The organism is Marinobacter sp. M5B, from assembly GCF_042604615.1.
Lineage (GTDB): Bacteria > Pseudomonadota > Gammaproteobacteria > Pseudomonadales > Oleiphilaceae > Marinobacter > Marinobacter salarius.
In genome coordinates this window covers 4,349,974-4,372,747 of the sequence record NZ_CP156894.1, presented here as the reverse complement: position 1 = coordinate 4,372,747, position 22,774 = coordinate 4,349,974, and the positions used below count along the sequence as shown (strand labels likewise).

The following is a 22,774-nucleotide window of genomic DNA, read 5'->3' as shown; positions in this document are numbered from 1 at the left end:
TACTGACCTTCAGTCCGGCGGGCTGGCCGGCACTTACGTGCCGTTCAGAATCCAGCCTGCCGCTTTCTCCGCAATCATCAGTGTGGGGGAGTTGGTGTTACCACTGGTGATGGTCGGCATGACACCGGCATCCACCACGCGCAGGCCGGCGACGCCACGAACTCTGAGGTGAGGATCGACGACTGCCATGTCGTCGTCTGCCCGCCCCATGCGGGTGGTTCCCACAGGGTGAAAAATCGTGGTGCCAATGTCTCCCGCCAACCGGGTAAGTTCCTCATCGGTCTGGTACTGAAGGCCCGGTTTGAATTCTTCCGGCTCATACTTGGCCAATGCCTGCTGCTCTGCAATGCGGCGCGTTACCCGAAGGGAATCCGCTGCGACCTTGCGGTCTTCCTCGGTGTTCAGGTAGTTGGGGGCAATGGCGGGCTTGATTCTGGAGTCCCGGCTACGAATACGCACGGTACCGCGGCTCGTCGGGTTGAGGTTACAAACGCTGGCGGTAATGGCTGGAAAGTCATGCAAAGGCTGGCCAAATGCCTCCAGACTCAATGGCTGAACGTGGTACTGGATGTTGGCGTACTCATATTCTTCGGAACTGCGGGTAAACAGACAGAGTTGGGAGGGAGCCATGCTCATGGGGCCGGAGCGGGTAAGCAGATACTCCAGCCCAATTCGTGCCTTGCCAATCAGTGAGTTGGCCATGGTGTTCAGGGTCTTCGCGCCCCGAACCTTGTAGACCGATCGAATCTGCAGGTGATCCTGAAGATTCTCGCCGACGCCGGGTAAGTCGGCAACAACCGGGATATCGTGTTCCCGAAGCAGATCCGCGGGGCCAATGCCCGACAGCTGCAGCAACTGGGGGGATCCGATAGCGCCGGCTGAGAGGATGACTTCGCGGCGTGCGTGGGCGGTGATTTCTCCCCCTCCCGGTCGCTCCACACGTACGCCGGTGCATCGGGGCATTTCACCGGCCGCCATGTCCAGCGCCATGACATGGGTGGAATGCCACAGTGTCAGGTTAGGGCGCGTCTTGGCCGGCCGCAGGAACGCCTTCGAGGTGCTCCAGCGCCAGCCGGAGCGCTGGTTGACTTCGAAGTAGTCAACGCCTTCGTTGTCGCCGCGGTTGAAGTCCCGGGTCCGGGGAATGCCAGCCTGAACGCAGGCGCTGGCAAAGTCCTCCAGAACGGTCCATTTCAGCCGCTGATGCTCGATCCGCCACTCACCGCCGTGGCCGTGGTAATTCCCGTGTTCCGGATCGGCGTCGCCCTCTTCGTCCAACCGGTAGTGATCTTCATGACGCATAAAGTCGGGCAGGCAGTTATCCCATGACCACGCCTGCTCTCCGGTAACATCGGCCCAGTGGTTGTAATCCCGGGCCTGGCCACGAATGTAGAGCATGCCATTGATGCTGGAGCAGCCACCCAGGGTTTTCCCCCTGGGGTAGATCAGTGATCGACCATTCAGGCCGGGGTCCGGCTCGGTGCGAAAGCGCCAGTCCGTGCGCGGATTGTTGATGCAATAAAGGTAGCCCACTGGAATATGGATCCAGTGGTAATTGTCACGACCGCCCGCCTCGATCAGCAGCACCCGGTTGGCCGGGTCGGCGCTCAGACGGTTAGCCAGCAGGCAGCCGGCAGAGCCGGCCCCGACGACGATGTAATCAAACTCGTGCTGCCCGTGTGCATTGTTGTTATTGGACATGGTCTGTCTCCCGGACTGGTTTGCGTGTTACTTGGCGGTTGGCATCACAAACTCGGCACCGGCATCGATGGAGTCTGACCAGCGCTGCATAATGGATTTCTGCCGAGTATAAAATTTAACGCCCTCTTCACCGTAGGCATGGGTGTCGCCAAACATTGAGCGTTTCCAGCCACCGAATCCGTGCCAGGCCATGGGAACCGGAATGGGCACGTTGATACCGACCATGCCAATCTGAATGCGACGGCCAAATTCACGGGCGACGCTGCCGCTCTCGGTGAAACAGCTGACACCGTTGCCGAATTCATGATCATTGATCAGGCGGATGGCAGTCGCAACATCGGGAACCCGCACGCAGGCCAGCACCGGGCCGAAGATCTCTTCCCGGTAAATTGTCATCTCCGGAGTGACATGATCGAACAGCGTACCACCCATCCAGAAACCTTCGCCGCAGCCTTCACCCGTTGACGCTGCATCGAAGTCGCGGCCGTCGACCACCAGTTCAGCGCCTTCAGCCACACCTTTATCAATATAACCGGTAATGCGCTGGTGAGCGCTGGCACTGACAATCGGACCCATTTCGGCGTCCAGGTCCATGCCGTTCCTGACCTTCAGGCTGCGTGCCCGCTCGGCCAGCCTGGGGATGAGTTTGTCAGCGACATCACCGACCAAAACCGCCACGCTGATTGCCATGCAACGTTCGCCGGCACTGCCGTAACCCGCGCCAATGAGCGCATCCACGGCTTTGTCCAGATCGGCATCGGGCATAACCACCATGTGGTTCTTGGCGCCGCCGAGGGCCTGAATGCGCTTGCCGTGACGGGCGCCATTTTCATAGATCAGATTGGCAATCGGAGTGGAGCCGACAAAACTCAGCGCCATGACGTCCGGGTGCTCAATGAGCGCTTCCACCGCACCCTTGTCACCCTGCACCACATTGAACACGCCGTCGGGCAGGCCAGCCTGTTTGAGCAAATCAGCGAGCATCAGAGACGCACTGGGGTCGATCGGGCTGGGCTTGAGCACAAAGGTATTGCCGGCAGCGATTGCCACCGGGAACATCCACATGGGCACCATCACCGGGAAGTTAAACGGCGTAATACCAGCGACCACGCCCAGGGGCTGGCGGGTCGTCCAGTTATCGATACCGGTACTGACCTGTTCGGTATAGTCGCCTTTGAGAAGCTGGGGAATACCGCAGGCAAACTCCACGATATCAATCCCCCGGGCAACTTCCCCCTGAGCGTCGGTAAAGACCTTGCCATGTTCGCGAGTAATCGCTTCGGCCAGTTCGTCTTTGTGCTGGTTAAGCAGTTCCAGAAACCTGAACATGACACGTGCGCGACGAATCGGCGGGGTGTCCGCCCAGCTTGGGAAGGCAGCAGACGCAGCGGCCACGGCCTGATCAACATCATCGCGGTTGGCAAGAGCGGTCTGGCCTGAGACCTTGCCGGTAGCGGGATTGAATACGTCCTGAGTTTGGCCGGAGCTGCCTTCTGAAATTCGCCCATTGATATAATGCTGGATCGTTGGATTGCTCATGGTTGTCTTTTCCTGTTTTTGATTCAGTTTTTTGTAAGGGTTCTGGATGCCTTTATTCGGGGCATTCGTCGCCGCTGGATAAGAATTGAACAGTTAATTTACGGTCGGTCAGGTACCGAAGCAATTGAGTTATTTTAAATCATGATATAAGTAATGCTTATATTGGAGCTCAGGAGGGAAAGACGGCTATGCAACACTTGCAGGGATTACGTGCCTTTGTGTCTGTGGCTCGTGAGGGGAGTGTTTCCAGGGCTGCCGAGCGACTGCATCTGACACAGCCGGCCGTGAGCCTGAAGCTGAAACAGTTACAGGATGATCTTGGCCTCAGGCTTTTTCGGCGTAAGCCGCAGGGTTTGGTGCTGAGTGCTGATGGTCACAACCTGTTGCCGGTGGCCGAAAAGGCGTTGGCGGGGATAGCTGCATTTGAGCAAAGCGCCCAGGCATTGCACAGCACTGTTCGCGGACGCCTTAAGATTGGCACCATCGTGGACCCCGAATTTATCCGTCTGGGGTCGTTTCTACACCAATTGGTGGCTCGCGCGCCCCAACTTGAAACCGAGCTGCATCAGGGAATGAGTGGCCGGGTTCTGGAACAGGTCCGTAATGGCAGCCTGGACGTTGGTTTTTTTCTTGCCCCGCCAGGTCTGGGCGCTGGACAGTCATCGCCAGAATTAATGTACAGAGAGCTGACCCGGTTTGACTATCACGTTATTGCACCGGCGGGATGGGCGTCACGGGTGGCGGACAGTCGCTGGTCGAGCCTCGCCGGGCTGCCCTGGATCGTGACACCGCCGGATTCAGTGCACAATCGGTTATTGGCTGACGCAATGGAGCCTCATGGATTGGTTCCAAATGGCGTTGCACAGGTCGACCAGGAAGCCTGCATGCTGGACCTGGTCAGGGCGGGCGTCGGGCTCAGCCTGGCCCGGGATGCCCTGGCGATGGCAGAGCGACAGGAACGGGGGCTGGTCGTTGTGGAAGGCGTGCGTATCCCCTGTGCCCTGAGTTTTATCTGGCGCAAGGACCGGGAGGAAGAGCTGGTGATTGCAGAGGCGCTGGAGGCTCTTGCTGGTGTGTGGTTGTTTGAGACTCTTGATGACATCGATCGTGAAAACCGGCCCATTAGCCCGTGACACTTTCCATCAGACGCTGGCGGAACCAAATATGGGCCGGGTCATTGTCCATCACCGGTGCCCACAGCAGGTAGACCGGCAACGAGGGTACCTCTACCGGAAACGGCAGGGTCTTCAGCCTGAATGCCCGGGCGTACTGCTGGGCCAGACGTTCGGGCACCGTGGCAATCATGTCGGAGCGGCTGCAGGTGGCCAGCATACTGGCGAACTGGGTGACCCGGGCCCCGGTTCGCCGCTGCCAACCCGGTTCGTTGAGGATCTGGTCCAGGGGCAAGCGCCGGTTCCGATCCGGCAGTACGACGTGTTCGGCGTCCAGAAACTGCTGTTTGCTGCAATCGCCCTGCAGGTCTGGGTGGTCCTGTCGTGCCACCACCGCAAGCCTCTCCGCGAGAAGCACTTGCCGCCGTAGTCGATCGTTCTCTGTTGCAAAGGCATCCACGGCAAGATCCGCTTCGGCGGTATACAGCCTCTGGGGCATGTCATCGCCGGCCAGGGCGACCTCCACCACCACATTGGGCGCCTCGCTTCTCAGGCGTGTCAGTAACGTTGGTAACACCACCATTTCGAAATAGTCGTTGCTGAGCACGCGAAAGCGTCGCTGGCTGGTGCCGGGCACAAAGCGATTGGCCGGGTCCAGTGTGTCGCGCATGGCGCCGAGTTGCTGGCTGAGGCTTCTGTGCAGCTCACGGGCGCGGGGTGTCGGCACCATGCCCTGATGGGTACGCACAAACAGGGGATCATCCAGGGTATGACGCAGGCGCTGCAATGCGGCACTGATGGCGGGCTGGCTCATGCCCAGGGTGTCTGCGGCACGGGAGAGTTGCCCGGCTTCCATAATGGCATCGAATACCGGCAGCAGGTTGAGGTCGACGCTTCGTAAATTCAGTTTCATGGATAATACTTATACCAAATATTGAATAGAAAGATATAGCTCTCCCCAGTAGCGTCAGAAGACGTACAAACCCTCGTCTCGGAGAACAATAATGGACGACCAAAAACTGACGATGCTGGTTACGGCTTTTATTGTGGTTACCGCCCTTTGGGAGGTAGTCAGCGGCCGTACCCGTGAAGGTCGCAAGAACACGCAGGACTGGCGCATGGCATTTCTTGCCACGTTCATGATGGTGGCGGTGCAAAGGCCGTTGGTGTTGCTGTTGCTGACGCTGGGTCTGTCAACGCTGATTCCTGGCAGCGCCGGTTCACTGGCCTGGCTCGAACAGGCGTATTTCTGGCCCACGTTGATCGTGTTTTTCTGCGTGGAAGAGTTTATCCACGGCAGTTTCCACCTGTTTGCCCACCGGCGCCGACCCAATAACCGTGTTCTGCAATGGGTTCAGGCGTTTTACAAGATGAGCCACCGCCCGCACCACATGTCGGGCGGCCAGGACAACAAGGGCCAATTGACGGTAACGCAGACCTTCGTCAATGGCTGGGCCTGGTGGCTGATCATGCCCAACTACACCTTCCAGTTGCTGTGTCTTTATCTGGGGCTGGTAGAGGTGTTCCTGATTGCCACCGCCTTCAAGGGACTATGGGCGGCCCATACTCATGTGAACTGGAATTATGACCTGTATTTCCACAACCACCGCTGGGCCTGGGTTCGCAAGACCATGTGGGCACTGGCGCATATTCTGGTCTTTCCCACTCAGCACCACCATCATCACGCCCGCGGGCCCAATTCAGCCAAGAATGTGACCTCCACGCTGGCGATCTACGATTGGCTGGTGTTTGGCACACTCGCCATTGAAACCAGCAAACCCAAGGTCTATGGCTGGCGCCAGAAAGACCATGAGGCGAACAGTGCATTGAAACGCTATTTCTGCTGGGATGTTCGACCCTATGTGCCAAAAACATAGGCGGTGATTTTTTTTTGGAATAAACGCCAGGCTCAGCCGTCTCCCTGATGAAAGCCACCCGAAACGGGTAAATCAGGAGGACGTAACCATGAAAAAGCATGTACTGACACTCGCAATCTGTTCCATTCTTTCCACCGGCGTTTTCGCCGCAGAAGGGTCTGGCGCGGCCAATGCAAACGCGCAGGCTGAAACCAACATGAGTGCGGAAGCCAGCACCCGCAACGGTGTTTCCGCGAATGGTGGTGCCTCTGCAAGCGCAGAGGGCAGTGTCAACGGCGAAGCCGCTCGAGACGAAGCTGCCGACCAACGCCAGGCGGCCAGTGAAGAAGCCCGCGGAAGGGCCGATCAGGCGGTCAGCGCTGGCGTTGAAACCGGCCAGAAGGTGCGAGCAACCGCCGATGCTACAGCGGACACGGCTCGCGATGAAGCTGGTGAGAAGCGCGAACAGGCGCAAGAGCGCATGAACGAGACCCGAAATGCTGAAATTCGCGCTGAAACCAATCAGCAGATCGGAACGTCTGTATCTGAGAGCGTCCGGAGTGAAGTGCAGAACACCGTCAAGGGGACCGTGAAAGGGTCCGGCAGTGGCGGCCTGCTATAACCACTCCTCCAGACTCGCCGGGCCATAGGGCCCGGCTTTCTTTTGGACGCCCAAGTGAAAGGAGCAGACATGCAGTTGATTCAACGTATTTTGACCTTGCCCCTGGCCATTGGCCTGGCGTCACCGGTATTAATGGTTCAGGCGCAGGAGAAAGCGTCAGCGAACGGATATCTTGAAGGCGGTTACGAGCACGACAGCAACGTGACCGTGGATGAACTGAACACGTCCGCCGATGAGAGCGATCAGGCCTGGGTTTTCGACGCCGGTCTGGAAGGCATCCTGAAACCCACCGAGCGGTTAAACGTGACGCTCGGCTATTCGCTCTCGGGCAGACGGTACCAGAACCTTGATGAATTCGATCAGGACATTCACCTGCTGTCGGCCGATGTCAGTTATGACTTCGACCCGGTCACCGTTGGCACCAGTTACTACTATTCCCACGCAACCCTGGGGTCAGACCCGTTCCTCGATTTCCGGCGTGCCAGTGTCTATCTGGGCAGCCTGCTCGCGGAGGACGTTTATCTGCGTGGCAGCCTGCAGGACAAGCGCAAGGAATTTGATGACAGTGATGCGCGGGATGCCGAGATAAAAGGCGCCAGTCTGGATGCGTTCTTCTTTTTCAACCAGGCCCAGAGCCACTTTCTACTCGGCCTTGACGGTGATCGCGAAGATGCGGAGGCGAAAGCCTACGACAATGACCTGCTTCGCGTTCGGGTAGCGTTGGTGCATCGGTTTATCCTGGCCGGCGAGGAAAACCGCCTGCGGTTTGGCTGGCGTTACGAGGACAGGGAGTATGAAGAGGTGACCGTCACCAGTACCAGCCCGGTTCTGACGGACCCTCTGACCGGTGACCTTACCGAACGCTCAAGCAATGAGCGGGCGGACAAAGCCCGTATTCTGGAGGCCAGCTGGCGGATTGGACTCAACGAGGTGTTTAGTGTTGAGCCCAGTGTTTCCTGGGGCCAGTACACCTCGAACGTGGATTCTGCGGATTACGACAAGACGGTGGCGGGGGTGACGCTCAGGGCGGATTTCTGAAACCCGACAGTCAGAAATCCAGAAAGCCGTGACCGAATTCGGTGTCTCGGCCAGGACGGCCAAGATCCTTCGCTGCATTGATCAGGGCACCAATGGCCTTGTCTTCCGAAAGTTCATTACGTTGGCAGGCCAGTGCAGCGGCAACCACCGGCGACGCCAGCGAGGTGCCGCTGTCTGCAACCATGCCGGCATCAGGGTGTGCTACCGGAACGGTGACGCCGTTGCTGGCAAACATCACCTGTTCACCCCGATTGGCCCAGCGGTAGAGCTTCCCGGAACTATCAGCCGCCGTCACACCGATCACTTCTGTGTAGGCGGCCGGATATAATGGCGGGGCAGAGGGCCCTTGATTGCCTACCGCCGCAACCATCAGCACGCCGCGCTCCCTGAGGCGGCTCACCGCCGCAGCGAGAAGCTGGTTGTCCGGGCCGGTCAGGCTGATGTTGATAACCGACAAATCCTGACCGGCCAGCCAGTTCAGGCCTTCCAGTAAATGACCAAGTGTGGCGCCTGAGAGGGTGCGATCCCGGTCATAGAACACCGAGGCATTGAAGATCGTAGCCTGCGGCAGCCGGGCAGGCCATTGCCCAGGCCGGTTGCCCACCAGCAGGCTGGCGACGGCCGTGCCGTGAATCATAGGCTCAGCGAGACTTCCTTCCATTTCCGCCAATGCCAGAAAACGCTCCTGCACAACCTGTGCACTTTCAAATACCCGATGGTCTGTGGCAATCGACGTATCCACCATTCCAACGCGAACCGGGGCGGTGCAGAGGCTACGCCACTGTGGCACTTTGGTCTCTGACAGGGGCTCTTTCGCACCCGTTTGCGGAGCATAGATATGGTTGCGGTCCAGCCGATCCGCGAGTTCTGGTAGGGCGTCCTGTAGGGCATTATGGGAATCCAGCTCGGCAGTGACCCGGAAGCGCACCACGGTCATTCCCAGGCCGGTCAGCTCTCGGCGTTCGAGAACTGTGATCTCCGGCTGGTCAAGGCGGGCGAGTTCCGCAGCGGTACCGGTCACCAGCCACTGACCTTCCACGGCACGGAAACCGTCGTCCAGTTGGATATCATTGAACGCTTTCTGTCCCTGACGCGTGAGAATGGAAAGGACTGACGGTAACGCTTCGAGCTGTTCCATGAGCTCTGTGGCCTGTGTGTTGATCTGCTTCTCAAGGCGACGGTCCATGGCCTGCTCCACCATGCGCTGTGTCTTCTGTTCAACCTGGCGGGTTATTGGATCTATCTGGCCGCTGGTTACGTCACCGACACCGATGGACAAGGCCGGTGCGGAAAGCGTGCAAAGAGCGATTGCAGGGAACAAGTGTCTCAAGAGAAAAGGTTTCATCGTGCCCGTCCGATTAAAGATGTGTGTCATACGATACAACGGCCCGGCGGAAAAAAAATTCCTTCGTTCATGGAATAAATCGGTTTCACGACCGTTTTACCGATAGCACCTTTGGAAATGGAAGGCTATGAAAGAGGAAATCACCGAACTATTACCAAGGCTCCGACGATTCGCCTACTCGTTGACCGGCTCCCTGTCAGACGCCGACGACCTGCTACAGAATACGGTGGAGCGTTTGTTGACCCGGGACATGCCGGACGACGCCGACCTTACCAAGTGGGCATTCCGGGTTTGCCGTAACGTCTGGATAGACGAGTGTCGCGCGCGTAAGGTTCGGCGGGACGCCGCGGAACATCCGGAGTTGACGGATGGCCAGGTGATCAATGGCGAGCACCAGACCACCAAAGAGATCGAATGGCACCGAGTGGACGCTGCGATGGCAAGATTGCCACAGGACCAACGCCAGATTATCTCCCTGGTGGCAATCCAGGGCATGCCCTACAAAATCGTGGCTGAGATTCTGGAAGTGCCCAAGGGTACGGTGATGAGCCGGCTGGCCCGAGCCAGGGCGGCATTAAGCGAGGCCCTGGCGCCTGTAACCATGAGGACCGATTCATGAAGATGACTGATGAAACCCTGTCGGCTTTCCTCGATAACGAACTGACCGACGCGGAGATGGAAGCGGTTCGGGACCAGATTGAGAAGGATCCAACGCTGGCAGATCGACTGGCCGAGATGGCGTCCGTGGATGCCGAACTACAGGCCCATTACGGCTCGATCGATGACCGTCCCATGCCGGCATCAATTACCCGAATGCTGGAGGAAAAGGCCTCCCGGAGTGCTGCGCCCGCGCAGGACAATGTGGTCACTTTTCCGTGGTGGCGCAGGCTGCCCGGCCACACGGGTAAAGCGATCGCCGCCGCTATCATCGCGGGGGTGGCGCTGACGCAATGGCTGACGGTAGCAACGGACGGCGATCCGATGTCGCCCGCGGTGGCGAACGTTCTGGATAGCCAGCCCAGTGGCGAAGTTTACCAGGTTAATGACCAGGTAAGCCTGACGCCGAGACTGACGTTCCAAAGCCAGGCCGGCCAATGGTGCCGCCAGTTCCGCCTGGAGACGCAAACGTCCGCGTCGGAGCAAATTGCCTGTCGCACTGGCGAGGGTTCCTGGGAACAGGTGGCCACTGCCGAAGCAGAGCCTTCCCTGGCACCTGATGTATACCAGACAGCGAGCGGTGGCAGTGTGCTTGACGAGGAACTGGACCGGATGATGGCCACGCCCCCCGTTGGGCCGAACCAGGAGCGTGCGTTGCTTGAACAGCAGTGGAGGCGTAATTAACAGTCCTGCGTCCCAGCGGTTTGCGGTTCCGGTGGATGGCAACACGGGGGAATCCAGCTAGTATCAAGGTGTTTATCCTTCGCTGACCTGATGGGGCTGTAATGACCGAATACTTTATCCAGGCGTTTATCTATCTGACCGCCGCTGTTGTCGCGGTGCCATTGGCGAAGCGCCTGGGTTTGGGGTCGGTATTGGGGTATCTGGTGGCGGGTGTCGTCATCGGGCCGGTGACGGGGCTGGTGGGCCAGGAAACCGCAACCATTCAGCATTTTGCCGAGTTTGGTGTGGTCATGATGCTGTTTCTGGTGGGCATGGAGCTGGACCCGAAATCCCTCTGGGCCATGCGGATTCGTTTGCTGGGCCTGGGCGGCCTGCAAGTGGTGCTCACCTCCGCTGCCGGAATGGCGATTGCCTGGTGGATGGGGCTGCAATGGCAGACCACCGTCGCCGTTGGCCTTATCTTCTCGTTGTCTTCCACCGCCATTGTGCTGCAGACCCTGAACGAGAAAGGACTTAGCAAAACCGAGGGGGGCCGGGGCGCTTTCTCGGTGCTGTTGTTCCAGGATATTGCGGTCATTCCCATGCTGGCGGTGATTCCCCTGCTGGCGATATCCGAACTGGCGGGCGTTGGGGCGACGGACCCCGGGCACCAGGGCGGTTTCAGCCTGGTGGCGCATCTGCCAGGCTGGGCTCACGCCCTGGTGGTGATCGGCTCTGTGACTACGGTGATCGTCGGCGGTCATTACCTGAGCCGGCCCCTGTTTCGTTACGTGGTTCAGTCCGGTATGCGGGAGGTTTTTACGGCCACCGCGTTAATGCTGGTGATCGGTATCGCCGCGCTGATGAGCATCGTCAATCTGTCGCCGGCGCTCGGGGCCTTCCTCGCCGGTGTGGTGCTGGCCAACAGCGAGTTCCGTCACGAACTCGTGGCCAACATTGAGCCCTTCAAAGGGCTACTGCTCGGATTGTTTTTCATCACGGTGGGTGCCGGTATCAACTTTGAGGTGCTGGCGGCGCAATGGGGCACAGTAATCACATTGGCGCTGGCGGTTATCCTGGTCAAGGCAGCAATTCTGCTGCTCCTGGCCTTGTTATTCGGGCTGCGGGGCCGTGATGGCTGGCTGTTCACCCTCGGGCTGGCCCAGGCCGGCGAATTCGGCTTCGTGCTGCTGACCTACAGCATGCAGAACAGTGTGATCCCCGCGGACATCGCCCAGCTTCTGGGATTGGTGGTGGCGCTGTCCATGTTCCTGACGCCGCTGTTGTTTATTGCCTACGACCGGCTGATCTTGCCGCGGTATCGTGAAGCCCGCAATGAGCAGCGGGAAGCCGATGTGATCGAGGAGCAGGCGCCAGTGATCGTGGCCGGGGTTGGACGATTTGGCCAGATTGTGTGCCGGTTGTTGCGCGCCAACAAGATTCCCATTGTCGCGCTGGATCTGGCCCTGGATCAGATCGAAAACCTGCGACGTATCAACATCAAAAGCTATTTCGGTGACGCCAGCCATACGGGGTTACTGGAAACGGCGGGCATCGCCCACGCGCGCTTGCTCGTGGTTGCGATTGACGACCGGGATAGAGCCGTGGCCCTGGTGCACCATGTCAAACAACACTACCCCGGCGTCTGGGTACTGGCACGGGCGTTCGATCGGGGCCATGGCTATCAGTTGCGCCAGGCCGGCGCTGACGACGTCGTGAGCGAAACCTACCATTCTGCGGTGGAGCTGGGTGGCCATGCACTGACCGCATTTGGCGTTCACCCATTGCGGTCGCGGCAGATGACCTGGGCATTTATCAATAATGAGAAGTCCCACGAGGACGAACTGTTCGACGCCTGGAAGGAAATCGAAGAGGGTATCCGCTTTAGCCCCCGTTATGGTGAGCTGTTCATGAAGCTGGAGGACACCCTGAGTGACGTGATGCAGCAGGACTGGGAGCCGCCCAGCCGTGAGGAGGTGCCCTTGTGGTCACCTCCTAAAACGGACGAGTGATGTTTGCGATGGCTAGTTGGTGCTGAACCGGCGCCGACCCCATCCCATCATAAACAGCAGGGCCAATAACGGCCAGGACATGCTACCGCCGCCACCGCCTGACGATGAGTCGTCAGAGGCCGAGCCGGAGGAAATGGAGTTGTCCACTTGCTGGACGTTGTAGGCCGACAGCTCGGCGTCCGGATCAAGGGAGCTGTAGATCCGCCCCACACCCTCCGCAAAGGCCTCAATTTCAATAGTATTGTCCAGAAGCTGTCCATCCATGGTGATACGGGTTTGTCTGAGTGTGACCAACACGGCACGCGGCTCGCCGTCTACGCTGGTTGTGGACTCCTCAATCAATTCAATGGTCGTGGTGAAATTGACCTTATTGCCCTGCCGGCCATTGATGTAGCTGGAGAGGGTGGCACGTGAAGTGACACTCGTGCCCAGCTCAAGCGAGCTGGGGATCATTAGCAGACCATCCCCGTAGGTGATTCGAATCCGATCTCCTTCCGAATCAACAAACCGGCTTTCAAGCAGATAGACGCCAGTAGTACGACGTACCAGGCGGTCATCGCCATTGGGAAAAATGAACTTGAACATACCTGCGCCGCTTATGGATTCGCTTCGGAACTGGTAGCCATCCGATGGGTCGGAGAAAACCCAGGTGATGTCCCCCAAGGGGAAAAAGTCCATCGTATTGTGGGTGGGAAAGTCGTCAGAAACGTCGGGATTGTAACCGGAGGCGACTTCTGAGGCGTTCGTGGCGCCGTCACCGTCATAGTCCTGGGACGCATCATCGGGATTGTATGGGTCGAGCGCCAGATACTGGTCTTCCAGCGAGTCTGGCAGGCCGTCTCCATCGGAATCGAGGTTGGGATCCCCTGCAGGATAATCCTCCTCATCGGTCATGGATGTACCGTTGAGGTACTCGCTCAGATTGCTGTAACCGTCTGCGTCCAGGTCTTCCTGGGCATCGGCACTGTCAAAGGGATCCAGTCCCACTGCGAGTTCGTCTGTGTCGGGGATGCCGTCGTTGTCGGAATCATTGTCACAGGCGTCGCCAAACTCATCGCCATCATGATTGTCTTGATTGGCATTGGCGGTGTTGGGGCAGTTATCTTCGAGGTCAAACAGCCCGTCGTCGTCAGTGTCCGCTGTGAAATCGAGTACTGAGATGTCAGGCCCCCCGCTTGCGGCCATTTCAATCGCCACCAGGTGGGCGCCATAGGCCAGAATACGGGTGTCCAGGGCATCGAATATAGAGTTCTCTTCAAGGAGCTCGTAGTTGTCGGACCAGGTTTGCAGCACGGCATTGCCATCAACTGCTGCAATGGTGTGGAGGGTATCTCCCGTCCAGGCGGCGTCTGTTATTTCATTGGACAGATAGTTGAGTTCGGCGAGGGAATAGGCGTCGTGGAGCTTGCCTCCGCCGGTCAGCAGCAATTGGCCTGCAGGGTCGAAGTGCAAAGGTGCGGCTGCGTAGCCGCTGCTGTGATAGGGGGAGTCGCCCTTGCTGCCCAAAAGCCCGGTGGTTGAGCTCAGCTCGGACCATTCAATGTCATTGGGCGATGTTCCGGACCGGAAGTGATAGATACGCTCGGTGACAGGATTCCATAGGTATTCTGAGCTGGCGTGCCGCCATTCAACGGAGTCCACCATTGTTCCGGATGCGTCAAAGCTGTAGAACCGCTCCCAGGCACCGGAGGCATCCACCGCAAAGAGATAATCGCCTGCGGATTCCAGACCCAGAACACTTTGTGGCAGGTTGGTGAACGGAGTTTCCTGAAGTGTCCCGGTGGACATGACTATCTGGCTGATCTTTCCACCAGTGTAGCCCAGGTAAAGTCGCCCATGGGCTGGGGAATACGTCATCCACGTGGGTGGGTTCAGCAGGCCGATGCTGTCAACATAGGTTTGCGTTTCCGCCGACCAGATGTGAATGGCCAGTGTCTCCCGGTCGGCCAGATACAACAGGCCTTCCTGGCTGTCGAACTCGATGAAATCCGGGATGAAATCCGAAGTTTCCGGATTGGGGGGCTCGCCTGGCGATGGCGTGGCAAGACTGTCGAGGTCCAATACTTCAACACCGATCTGACTGCTGTTCTCGTAGAAAGCAAAGACAGCGTCACCGTAGCTGGCAATTTTCAGAGGTTGCTGGTTGAGGCCCATCTGAGCCACTTCCAGCATGGCGTTGTTGTATTGATGAACGGTATTGCCACGGAGCACCAGCAGGTCGCCCTGCCAGAAAGTCATATCGTCAAACGCGCCAGCAAGGCTGCCGGCGTAGGTCAGGTCGTTGGCGAAATAAAGGATGCCCTGATTGTCGAGTACGCGACTTTCATCCGGGAACAGGTAAAGTTGACTGGCACTGGGATAATCCCCGTGGGCGGGGCTGTCCATATCGCTCCCCATTGTGCCATCCGCATTGAGTGGGATTTTAACAATATCGGACGGTGAAGTGCCGTCTGACCGATAGTACAGCGCTGACTGTGCTGGTGATCCCACAGACCCGGTCCCCCTGTAGAAAACCGTTTTTTCTTCTATGAGTGTGTAATCTGACAGGTTCCGAGCCATGACCCGGTTGAAACCCTGTACCAGATAAAGGGCGTTTCCTACCGCATGGAGTGCCGTCATGTCTTCGCCGGTGTTGGCAATGAAAGTCGGTGTCTGCGAATCGAGATCTATTGCGTAGGCACTGCGCCGATAGGCCACATACAGATTGTTACCCTGAATTTCTGCGGCTGTTGGTACGTTATTGAGGGGAATATCCGACAACATGGATTGCGACACCATGTCGTAGCGGACGACTTTATTCGGGGCAGCGAAAGTGAAATAAATCACACCATCGTCCTGGTCGATATCAACCAGCGCAGCGTGAGAAACGGTCGAAAAAAAGCAAAAACACACCAGAAAGAACGCTTTCAGCGCCTTTGGAGAATGTCGCATACAACGTTCCCTGTTTAAGTGACTGGACAACGATACTGAACGCGGATCAGGCGTTCTTCACACACATCACGTGCGTCGTGCACGGTATGATATTAATTGATTAAGGATAGTTAATCATCCGCGGCATTAACTTGATAGGTGTCTCATTGGGGAAACCCCAGTCTGTTGATTCTCCACTGAAGGTTCTGTTCATTCATGCAAATACAGCTATCACATTTGTGGAATATCTGTTCGTTTTTGAAAGGGGTAGTCTGAATTCACTGAAACACGAAGGAGAATTCAGACATGAAGGTACTGATTGTACTGGCCCACCCGGAAAGGCGGTCATTCAGTGGGGGTTTGGTGGATGTGGCTACGGAAACCCTGAATCTGGCGGGGCACGAGGTAGAAATAGACGATCTCTATGGGGAAGGTTTTGATCCGGTGGAGCGTTCGTCGTGGTATGGCAAGCGTCAGGATGAGTGCTATTTTGCTCCGCTGACGGAGCAGCGGGCTCACTATGATGCCAATGCATTACCTCAAGACGTGCAGCGTGAGATAGCCAGGCTGAATTGGGCCGATCTGGTGATTTTCCAGTTTCCGCTATGGTGGCATTCTCAACCCGCCATATTGAAGGGCTGGTTTGATCGTGTGTTGGTCTATGGCGGACTTTACTCGGGAAGCATGCGCTATGATCGTGGCTATTTTCGCGGTAAACAGGCGATGTGTTCCGTGACCACAGGTTCGCCGGAGCAGGCGTTCATGCCATTTGGCCGCGCTGGCAATATGGTGGAATGGCTGTGGCCGGTTCATTCTTCACTGTATTACGTGGGCTATGACGTGCTGGCACCGCACATAAGCTATGGGGTGCAGGGTGGCGGCATCCGCTATCAGGAGGAAGGCGCGTTCCGGGACCATCTGGAGGCACTGAAAGACCAGTGGGCGCACCGGTTGTCGGGGATTGAACAGGACGCGCCAATTCCCTTTACTGGCTGGAATGACTGGGACGATGCCGGAGTGCTCAAACACTCGAATCCGACGCGTTGGCGGTTGTGAGCAACGTTGTGATTTGCCCTGAGAAGACTATGCTTGAGCTAAGGCCCGGCAGAGGAGAGCATCGCCTTGGCACAACAACGGGACGTCACGGTCTTTTACGATGAACGGGTATTGGCCCATCACCCCGATACCAACATGGATTTCCTGCCCGGCCGCCTGGACAAACGGGTACGTTCCATTCTTTCAGGCCTCAATGTGCAGTGGAAGTACCCCGAGCATCCAGGCCGTATTACCGCGATCATGGACTTGCTCGCCCGTGATCCCATTCCCGGTGTCCGGATCGAGCCTGGTAAGGCGGCAACGCCGGATCAGTTGAGCCGGGTTCATACGACTTCGTTCCTGGACGACATATTCTCATTGCGGGACGAAAGTGCGTGGCTGGATGTGGATACCACAGCCGTTTCACCGGGCAGTGTTGAAGCTGCCGAAGTGGCTGCAGGCACGGCCATTGCAGCCGTGGAAGCGGTGGTTGAGGGCCGAACGAACAGCGCCTTCGCAATGGTCAGGCCGCCTGGTCACCATGCTGAGCCAGTACGCGCAAGGGGGTTCTGCCTCTTCAATAATGTTGCCGTTGCGGCTGCACACGCGCAGGCGGAGCTGGGCTGTGAACGGGTATTGATCGTCGACTGGGACGCCCACCATGGCAATGGTACCCAGGACATCTTCTGGGCGGATCCGGACACCATGTTTTTTGATATTCACCGGGCCGCACCATTTTACCCAGGCAGTGGCGCGTTAACCGACGTAGGCGCCGGCCTGGGCGAGGGCACCACCATTAACGTGCCCATGCCCGGTGGCGCGGGCGATGTCGCTTACCTGAAAGCGCTGCGGGAGATACTGGTACCCGCCGCAGACTACTTCAAACCGGACCTGGTACTGGTTTCCGCCGGCTTTGATGCCCATTGGTACGACCTGGCGCTCAATGTGTCCTACGAAGGCTTCTCAGCCATGACGGGCATTGTGCAGGAAATTGCGGACAAGCACTGTAACGGCCGGCTGGTCATGGTGCTGGAGGGCGGTTACAATACCGAATCATTGTCTCATGGCGTGCACGCAGTGCTTCGGGCACTGGCCGGTGGCACGTTGGCGGAACCAAGGGTCTGCGGCATGGAAGAAGTGGACACTGCCATCGATTTTCATAAGGGCGCCTTCGAGCCCGATAACACGGATTAGTCCTTCTCTGCAGCCTTCCCAAAAATAAAATAGCGGTTTCCTATCGAACGGCTAAAAACAATCAATTTGAATGTTTTTGATCAAATCAATACTTTAGCCAACTCAAGTTAGCCAATGCCTAAACTCAACCAACGGGAGATATCTACTATGGGTATGATTAACAGCGAAATTAAACCGTTCAACGCCACCGCCTTTAAAGGCGGCGAGTTCGTTGAAATTTCTGAAGCCGACGTAAAAGGGAAGTGGTCTGTCTTCTTCTTCTACCCGGCCGACTTCACTTTCGTATGCCCGACCGAGCTGGGCGACGTTGCCGACAAGTATGAAGAGCTGCAGAAGCTGGGTGTGGAAGTATTCTCCGTATCCACCGATACGCACTTTACCCACAAGGCGTGGCACAGCAGCTCCGAGACTATCGGCAAGATCAACTACTTCATGGTAGGCGACCAGACCGGCACCATCACCAACAACTTTGGTGTGATGCGTGAAGGCCAGGGCCTGGCAGACCGCGCTACTTTCCTGATCGACCCGGATGGTGTTATCCAGGCCATGGAAATCACTGCCGAAGGTATCGGCCGTGACGCTGACGACCTGCTGCGCAAGGTAAAAGCGGCTCAGTACGTTCGTAACAACCCCGGCGAAGTTTGCCCGGCCAAGTGGAAAGAAGGCGAAGCGACTCTGACTCCGTCACTGGACCTGGTTGGCAAGATCTAAGGTTTCGGTAACAGTGAAACCTGTAAAAGGCCCGCTCTGCGGGCCTTTTTTGTTTCTATCCAATTGATTTACCGAGTCGAATAGCAAAGACCTATCAAATACTTTGGATCAATTAATTTGAGCTGTGGAAGGCCAGTCCGTATCGTTCTCCTATATTCGATTCACGACTCAAACCGAGTTCGCACATTCAGTTTTACGCTATCCAGAGGGGAAAAGAGAGCATGTTGGACGCCAGTATCAAGGAACAGTTGAACGCTTACATGGACAAGCTGCAGCAGCCGATCGAGCTGGTTGCCGCTTATGACGACAGCGAAAAGTCCCAGGAACTGAAGCAGTTGCTGGACGAGCTCGAGCCCATGTCTGACAAGATCAGCCTGCGCACGGAAGAGTCAGAGCAAGTACGTCGCCCGTCATTTGCCATTAATCGTGTTGGCAGCGACATCGGCGTGCGATTCGCCGGCATCCCCATGGGCCATGAATTTACCTCCCTTGTTCTGGCGCTGTTGCAGGTAGGTGGTCATCCGCCCAAGGCCAGCCAGGAAGTGATTGAACAGGTCAAAGACCTGGACGGCGACTTTGAGTTTGAAACCTACTTCTCGCTGTCGTGCCAGAACTGTCCGGACGTGGTCCAGGCGCTGAACCTGATGAGCGTCCTCAATCCAAGGGTCAAGCATACGGCGATCGACGGTGCCCTGTTCCAGGATGAAGTGGAGCAGCGTGAAGTCATGGCAGTGCCCAGCGTTTATCTCAATGGCAAGCCGTTTGGCCAGGGCCGCATGACTCTGGAGCAGATTATCGCGAAGGTCGACACTGGTGCAGAGGCTCGTGACGCTGAGAAGCTCCAGCAAAAAGACCCGTTCGAGGTGCTGGTCATTGGAGGTGGCCCGGCGGGTTCTTCAGCCGCTATCTATGCGGCGCGCAAGGGTATCTCTACCGGTATCGCCGCAGAACGCTTCGGTGGCCAGGTGGCGGACACCATGGGCATCGAGAACCTGATCTCTGTGCCCTACACCGAGGGCCCCAAGCTGGTGGCGGCCATGGAGCAGCACGTCAAGGAATATGATGTAGACATCATGAACCTGCAGCGCGCTGAAAAACTGATCCCGGCGGCCCGTAAGGGTGGCTACCACGAAGTGCGTCTGGCCAATGGCGCCTCTTTGAAGAGCCGCACGCTGGTTCTGTCCACCGGCGCTCGCTGGCGCCAGATGGGTGTTCCGGGCGAAGAGGAATACCGCAATAAAGGTGTGGCCTATTGCCCGCACTGCGACGGCCCCTTGTTCAAGGGCAAGCGTGTGGCGGTGATCGGCGGCGGTAACTCCGGCGTGGAAGCGGCCATCGACCTGGCGGGTATTGTTGGCCACGTGACTCTGATTGAGTTCGGCGCTGCCATGCGCGCAGACGATGTGCTGCAGAAGAAACTGCGCAGCCTGAAGAACGTGGAAATCATTACCTCGGGCCAGACCACTGAGATTACCGGCGAGAACGGCAAGGTGAACGGCCTTCAGTATACCGACCGCACAACCGGAGAGAGCCACCATGTATCGTTGGAAGGTGTGTTCGTCCAGATTGGCCTGGTGCCGAACACCGAGTGGCTGAAAGGTGACATCGAGCTGAGCCAGCATGGCGAGATCATTGTCGACGACCGGGGCGAAACCTCCATCCCGGGCGTGTTTGCGGCCGGTGACGCTACCACCGTGCCCTACAAGCAGATCGTGATCTCTATGGGTGAAGGCTCCAAGGCCGCCCTGAGCGCGTTCGACTTCCTGATTCGAAACTCCGTTGATGAGAGCGAGAGTGACGAAGCTGCGGCCTGAAGCTCCGCCTGAAATTCGGCGTGAAAACAGGTTCACACACGGCTGACCCCTAACCAGTTCGTGTTTTTCCGCCCCGTTGTCCGGTTTCCGGATAGCGGGGCTTTTTTATGGGCGTCCCGAAACGTCAGTTGTGAGCGTATAACTGATGTTGAACAAGGCTGCGCAACTCACTGGGATTAATGGGCTTCTGCACCAGCCGGTAACCACTGGATCTGGCCTGCTTCAGTTTATCCGGATCGGTGGTGCCGCTGATAAGCACGCCGGGGATATTGGTGCGAAAATGATCTCTCAACTGGCTAATGATTCCAATGCCGTCGGGTCCTTTAAGCAGGCTCAGGTCGGTCAGGATGAGATCCGGAGCGGTTTGTGATTCGGGCATTTTTTGAAGCATATCAACGAGTGATTCAGCCACAATCACGGTGAGACCCCAGCGGGATAGCAGTGTGTGCATGGCATCCAGAACGCTAGGGTCATCGTCGATGACAAGCACGAGTTTCTGCCTGTCGTGCGCGTGGGGATGGTTGGCATCGTGCTTGACATGATTCTCTGCCTGGGCCTCGCTTCCTAGAGGGCAGCGGATTTCGAATGTGGATCCGTACCCCACCCTGGATCGTAGTGAAAGCGGGAGGCCCAGCAATTCACACAACCTGCGTACGATGGCCAGGCCGAACCCGAGTCCTTTTTCCTGTTCCTGGCCTGCATTGTCCAGTTGCTGAAACTCGATGAACGCCGTTTCCTGCTTATCCGGCGGTATCCCTGAGCCGGTGTCGATCACCTGGATGAGGACGTGGTCTTTGCGTCGTCGGGAGGCAATGAGTACGCCACCGGTGTTGGTGTAGCGCAGAGCGTTTGTTATCAGGTTTCGCAGGATGCGCTCCAGCAGCGCGCGGTCGGAATAAACGACGGTTCTTGATGAATGCATACGCAGGCTAAGGTGCCTGTTCCTGGCTTCCTCCCGGTATTCGCGCTCTAATCCTTCGAGACACTCTGCAATGTCAAAGTGATAGGGTTCCGGCTGCACGGCGTTGGCGTCCAGTCTCGAAATATCAAGAATGCCGTCAAACTGTTTTCTCAGTATGCCCAGACAGGTATCCAGGCGTCGAAAAATCCGATTGCCTTCCTGTCGGTTGTGTTTTGGCGTATCTCTTAGTGCATCAATGTACAGCGAGATGGCGTGTAATGGCTGGCGCAGATCATGGCTTGCTGTAGCGAGGATTCGCGATTTGGCGAACACAGCCTCCTGTGCCTCTCTGGTCTTGTGTTGCAGCTCACGGGCGAGATCAGCGCTGGAATAGTGCAATCGCATTTCCGAGCGAACGGTGGCGTTGAGCTGCTTTGCGATGTTTATCGCCGTCAGCAAGGCCAGCACCATAAGGCACGCGAGTGCAAGGTAAGGCAGGCTGCCGACGAAGGCCAATCTCAGTATCAATGCGATCAGAATGGGGACGCCGTACACATAGTATAGCGGCAGCCAGTGCGTACCGGAGGTAATGGAACCGATGCCAAGCGTCACAGCAACGGTAATCATGAACACCTGGTGAGGAGCAGAATGTTCATCAAAAAACGCAAAAGTCGCAATTACCCAAAGCGAACCCATGAAGGCGGTGCTCAGAAGCAGCCCCACGTGCCACTTGCTGGCGCTCTTGTCTCGTGAGGCGTGTAACTGGTAGTGCCGGGATAACAGGTATTTCGCGTAAATGCCCGCCATTGCAGCCAAAAGCCAGCCAATCAAGAGCGTTGCTTCATTGCGGGGCCATAGAACGATCACGACCGTGAGTGGCACGATCGCGGTTACGATCGACCACCTGCGCAGACTTGGAAAATACGGAGAGAGCGACTCAAACGTAATGCGTTCCTCAATGTCCAGTGCAGACATAGCGGCCTGGCTCCTGCGGTTCAGCGTTCGATAAGATCCCGTGTTCTGGCGATATGAACGCAATCGGTGCGGTTGACCGCATTCAGCTCAAGTAGCAGGGAGCCCACATGGGCTTTGACGGTGTGTTCGGTCAGGAAAAGCGCGGTGGCAATCTGGCGATTGGAATAGCCCCTGGCCATCAGTTCCAGAACCTGGCGCTGGCGTCTGGTGATATTGCCGGCGAGCGGCGTCCGTCTTGGTTTCAGGGTATCGATCTGTTTCTGGATGCCGGGTGGAATGTAGGTGTCACCTGACAGTACGCAGGCCAGCGCGGCCAGCATTTTCTGGCTGCTGTAGCTCTTGGGAATAAACCCGAGGATGCCCATTTCCAATGCCGTCTTGATGGTTCGGGCGCATTCCTCGCCGGATACCACGACGACGGGATACCAGATCCCCTGCTCATGCATTCTCTGAATAATCGATAGGCCATTAAGTCCCGGCATCACAAGATCAATCAGTACCAGATCAAATGATTCGTCAGACTCGAGTTGCGCAATGGCCTGCTCGGCACGGCTTGCTTCGGTGATATCAGGCTGGGGATGAATTTTCTGGAGAACGTGCCAGATGCCGTCGATAAAGAGCTGGTGGTCGTCCACGACGAGTATCTTCATAGCAATCGCCTGATCTGGGCCATCGAAACTGAGCAGAAG

General features: G+C 57.3%; 18 protein-coding genes. 11 read left to right on the top strand and 7 right to left on the bottom strand.

Annotated features, from left to right (window positions below; genetic code table 11):
- Positions 1–33 precede the first annotated feature (33 nt).
- Positions 34–1,701 carry a GMC family oxidoreductase gene (locus AAGD24_RS19840; RefSeq protein WP_379866117.1) on the bottom strand — a complete coding sequence of 556 codons (1,668 nt, stop codon included), beginning with the start codon at positions 1,699–1,701 and terminating at the stop codon, positions 34–36.
- A gap of 27 nt (positions 1,702–1,728) precedes the next feature.
- Positions 1,729–3,240: a CoA-acylating methylmalonate-semialdehyde dehydrogenase gene (locus AAGD24_RS19835; RefSeq protein ID WP_136633729.1), complete on the bottom strand. Its 1,512-nt coding sequence runs from the start codon at positions 3,238–3,240 to the stop codon at positions 1,729–1,731.
- Positions 3,241–3,428: 188 nt separating this feature from the next.
- On the opposite strand from AAGD24_RS19835, the gene AAGD24_RS19830 reads away from it, so the two are divergent.
- A complete protein-coding gene (locus AAGD24_RS19830) occupies positions 3,429–4,373 on the top strand; it encodes a LysR family transcriptional regulator (protein ID WP_075196428.1) in 945 nt (314 codons plus the stop codon).
- Here the strand turns inward: AAGD24_RS19830 and AAGD24_RS19825 are convergent.
- On the bottom strand, positions 4,363–5,265 hold the full coding sequence (locus tag AAGD24_RS19825) for a LysR family transcriptional regulator (protein WP_379866115.1): 903 nt from the start codon (positions 5,263–5,265) through the stop codon (positions 4,363–4,365). The genes AAGD24_RS19830 and AAGD24_RS19825 overlap by 11 nt on opposite strands.
- A gap of 91 nt (positions 5,266–5,356) precedes the next feature.
- Here AAGD24_RS19825 and AAGD24_RS19820 point away from each other — a divergent pair, with 91 nt between their 5' ends.
- The 3 genes from AAGD24_RS19820 to AAGD24_RS19810 all read left to right on the top strand — a co-directional run bounded on the left by AAGD24_RS19820 (position 5,357) and on the right by AAGD24_RS19810 (position 7,868).
- On the top strand, positions 5,357–6,229 hold the full coding sequence (locus AAGD24_RS19820; RefSeq protein ID WP_085678273.1) for a sterol desaturase family protein: 873 nt from the start codon (positions 5,357–5,359) through the stop codon (positions 6,227–6,229).
- Positions 6,230–6,317: 88 nt separating this feature from the next.
- A complete protein-coding gene (locus AAGD24_RS19815) occupies positions 6,318–6,830 on the top strand; it encodes a hypothetical protein (RefSeq protein WP_091644436.1) in 513 nt (170 codons plus the stop codon).
- A gap of 69 nt (positions 6,831–6,899) precedes the next feature.
- On the top strand, positions 6,900–7,868 hold the full coding sequence (locus tag AAGD24_RS19810; RefSeq protein ID WP_036211659.1) for a surface lipoprotein assembly modifier: 969 nt from the start codon (positions 6,900–6,902) through the stop codon (positions 7,866–7,868).
- Between the two features lie 10 nt (positions 7,869–7,878).
- On the opposite strand, the gene AAGD24_RS19805 is transcribed toward AAGD24_RS19810, so the two are convergent.
- Positions 7,879–9,213 (bottom strand): S8 family serine peptidase, encoded by a 1,335-nt coding sequence (locus AAGD24_RS19805; protein WP_169052495.1) that lies wholly within the window; start codon positions 9,211–9,213, stop codon positions 7,879–7,881.
- A 127-nt stretch (positions 9,214–9,340) separates the two neighbouring features.
- Here AAGD24_RS19805 and AAGD24_RS19800 point away from each other — a divergent pair, with 127 nt between their 5' ends.
- From AAGD24_RS19800 to AAGD24_RS19790, 3 genes are all read left to right on the top strand, one after another.
- A complete protein-coding gene (locus AAGD24_RS19800; RefSeq protein WP_041332886.1) occupies positions 9,341–9,832 on the top strand; it encodes an RNA polymerase sigma factor in 492 nt (163 codons plus the stop codon).
- On the top strand, positions 9,829–10,554 hold the full coding sequence (locus tag AAGD24_RS19795; RefSeq protein ID WP_136633451.1) for a hypothetical protein: 726 nt from the start codon (positions 9,829–9,831) through the stop codon (positions 10,552–10,554). Before AAGD24_RS19800 ends, AAGD24_RS19795 begins: the two co-directional genes overlap by 4 nt.
- 101 nt (positions 10,555–10,655) lie before the next feature.
- Positions 10,656–12,545 carry a monovalent cation:proton antiporter-2 (CPA2) family protein gene (locus AAGD24_RS19790; RefSeq protein ID WP_036211655.1) on the top strand — a complete coding sequence of 630 codons (1,890 nt, stop codon included), beginning with the start codon at positions 10,656–10,658 and terminating at the stop codon, positions 12,543–12,545.
- A 12-nt stretch (positions 12,546–12,557) separates the two neighbouring features.
- Here AAGD24_RS19790 and AAGD24_RS19785 read toward each other — a convergent pair whose 3' ends face one another.
- The gene (locus AAGD24_RS19785; protein ID WP_273622700.1) at positions 12,558–15,476 is read right to left on the bottom strand and encodes a YncE family protein; all 2,919 of its coding nucleotides are present in this window, start codon (positions 15,474–15,476) and stop codon (positions 12,558–12,560) included.
- 285 nt (positions 15,477–15,761) lie between these two features.
- Between AAGD24_RS19785 and AAGD24_RS19780 the strand changes: the two genes are divergently transcribed.
- The 4 genes from AAGD24_RS19780 to ahpF all read left to right on the top strand — a co-directional run bounded on the left by AAGD24_RS19780 (position 15,762) and on the right by ahpF (position 20,209).
- Positions 15,762–16,511, top strand: a complete 750-nt coding sequence (locus tag AAGD24_RS19780; RefSeq protein ID WP_036211652.1) for an NAD(P)H-dependent oxidoreductase — start codon at positions 15,762–15,764, stop codon at positions 16,509–16,511.
- A gap of 66 nt (positions 16,512–16,577) precedes the next feature.
- Positions 16,578–17,684, top strand: a complete 1,107-nt coding sequence (locus tag AAGD24_RS19775) for a histone deacetylase (RefSeq protein WP_036211650.1) — start codon at positions 16,578–16,580, stop codon at positions 17,682–17,684.
- A 147-nt stretch (positions 17,685–17,831) separates the two neighbouring features.
- Positions 17,832–18,395 carry an alkyl hydroperoxide reductase subunit C gene (ahpC, locus tag AAGD24_RS19770; RefSeq protein WP_007153032.1) on the top strand — a complete coding sequence of 188 codons (564 nt, stop codon included), beginning with the start codon at positions 17,832–17,834 and terminating at the stop codon, positions 18,393–18,395.
- Between the two features lie 221 nt (positions 18,396–18,616).
- Positions 18,617–20,209 carry an alkyl hydroperoxide reductase subunit F gene (ahpF, locus tag AAGD24_RS19765; RefSeq protein ID WP_136633369.1) on the top strand — a complete coding sequence of 531 codons (1,593 nt, stop codon included), beginning with the start codon at positions 18,617–18,619 and terminating at the stop codon, positions 20,207–20,209.
- Between the two features lie 124 nt (positions 20,210–20,333).
- On the opposite strand, the gene AAGD24_RS19760 is transcribed toward ahpF, so the two are convergent.
- Positions 20,334–22,085: a hybrid sensor histidine kinase/response regulator gene (locus AAGD24_RS19760; protein ID WP_228210604.1), complete on the bottom strand. Its 1,752-nt coding sequence runs from the start codon at positions 22,083–22,085 to the stop codon at positions 20,334–20,336.
- Positions 22,086–22,105: 20 nt separating this feature from the next.
- Positions 22,106–22,735, bottom strand: a complete 630-nt coding sequence (locus tag AAGD24_RS19755; protein ID WP_075194613.1) for a response regulator transcription factor — start codon at positions 22,733–22,735, stop codon at positions 22,106–22,108.
- Positions 22,736–22,774: the final 39 nt, after the last annotated feature.

Excerpts from the sequence above, each read along its gene's own strand:
- AAGD24_RS19790 (WP_036211655.1), top strand. The coding sequence starts at position 10,656 with ATGACCGAATACTTTATCCAGGCGTTTATCTATCTGACCGCCGCTGTT.
- AAGD24_RS19755 (WP_075194613.1), bottom strand. The coding sequence starts at position 22,735 with ATGAAGATACTCGTCGTGGACGACCACCAGCTCTTTATCGACGGCATC.
- AAGD24_RS19760 (WP_228210604.1), bottom strand. The coding sequence starts at position 22,085 with ATGTCTGCACTGGACATTGAGGAACGCATTACGTTTGAGTCGCTCTCT.
- AAGD24_RS19795 (WP_136633451.1), top strand. The coding sequence starts at position 9,829 with ATGAAGATGACTGATGAAACCCTGTCGGCTTTCCTCGATAACGAACTG.
- AAGD24_RS19780 (WP_036211652.1), top strand. The coding sequence starts at position 15,762 with ATGAAGGTACTGATTGTACTGGCCCACCCGGAAAGGCGGTCATTCAGT.
- AAGD24_RS19785 (WP_273622700.1), bottom strand. The coding sequence starts at position 15,476 with ATGCGACATTCTCCAAAGGCGCTGAAAGCGTTCTTTCTGGTGTGTTTT.
- AAGD24_RS19825 (WP_379866115.1), bottom strand. The coding sequence starts at position 5,265 with ATGAAACTGAATTTACGAAGCGTCGACCTCAACCTGCTGCCGGTATTC.
- AAGD24_RS19810 (WP_036211659.1), top strand. The coding sequence starts at position 6,900 with ATGCAGTTGATTCAACGTATTTTGACCTTGCCCCTGGCCATTGGCCTG.
- AAGD24_RS19800 (WP_041332886.1), top strand. The coding sequence starts at position 9,341 with ATGAAAGAGGAAATCACCGAACTATTACCAAGGCTCCGACGATTCGCC.
- ahpF (WP_136633369.1), top strand. The coding sequence starts at position 18,617 with ATGTTGGACGCCAGTATCAAGGAACAGTTGAACGCTTACATGGACAAG.
- AAGD24_RS19815 (WP_091644436.1), top strand. The coding sequence starts at position 6,318 with ATGAAAAAGCATGTACTGACACTCGCAATCTGTTCCATTCTTTCCACC.
- ahpC (WP_007153032.1), top strand. The coding sequence starts at position 17,832 with ATGGGTATGATTAACAGCGAAATTAAACCGTTCAACGCCACCGCCTTT.
- AAGD24_RS19820 (WP_085678273.1), top strand. The coding sequence starts at position 5,357 with ATGGACGACCAAAAACTGACGATGCTGGTTACGGCTTTTATTGTGGTT.
- AAGD24_RS19830 (WP_075196428.1), top strand. The coding sequence starts at position 3,429 with ATGCAACACTTGCAGGGATTACGTGCCTTTGTGTCTGTGGCTCGTGAG.
- AAGD24_RS19805 (WP_169052495.1), bottom strand. The coding sequence starts at position 9,213 with ATGAAACCTTTTCTCTTGAGACACTTGTTCCCTGCAATCGCTCTTTGC.
- AAGD24_RS19840 (WP_379866117.1), bottom strand. The coding sequence starts at position 1,701 with ATGTCCAATAACAACAATGCACACGGGCAGCACGAGTTTGATTACATC.
- AAGD24_RS19835 (WP_136633729.1), bottom strand. The coding sequence starts at position 3,240 with ATGAGCAATCCAACGATCCAGCATTATATCAATGGGCGAATTTCAGAA.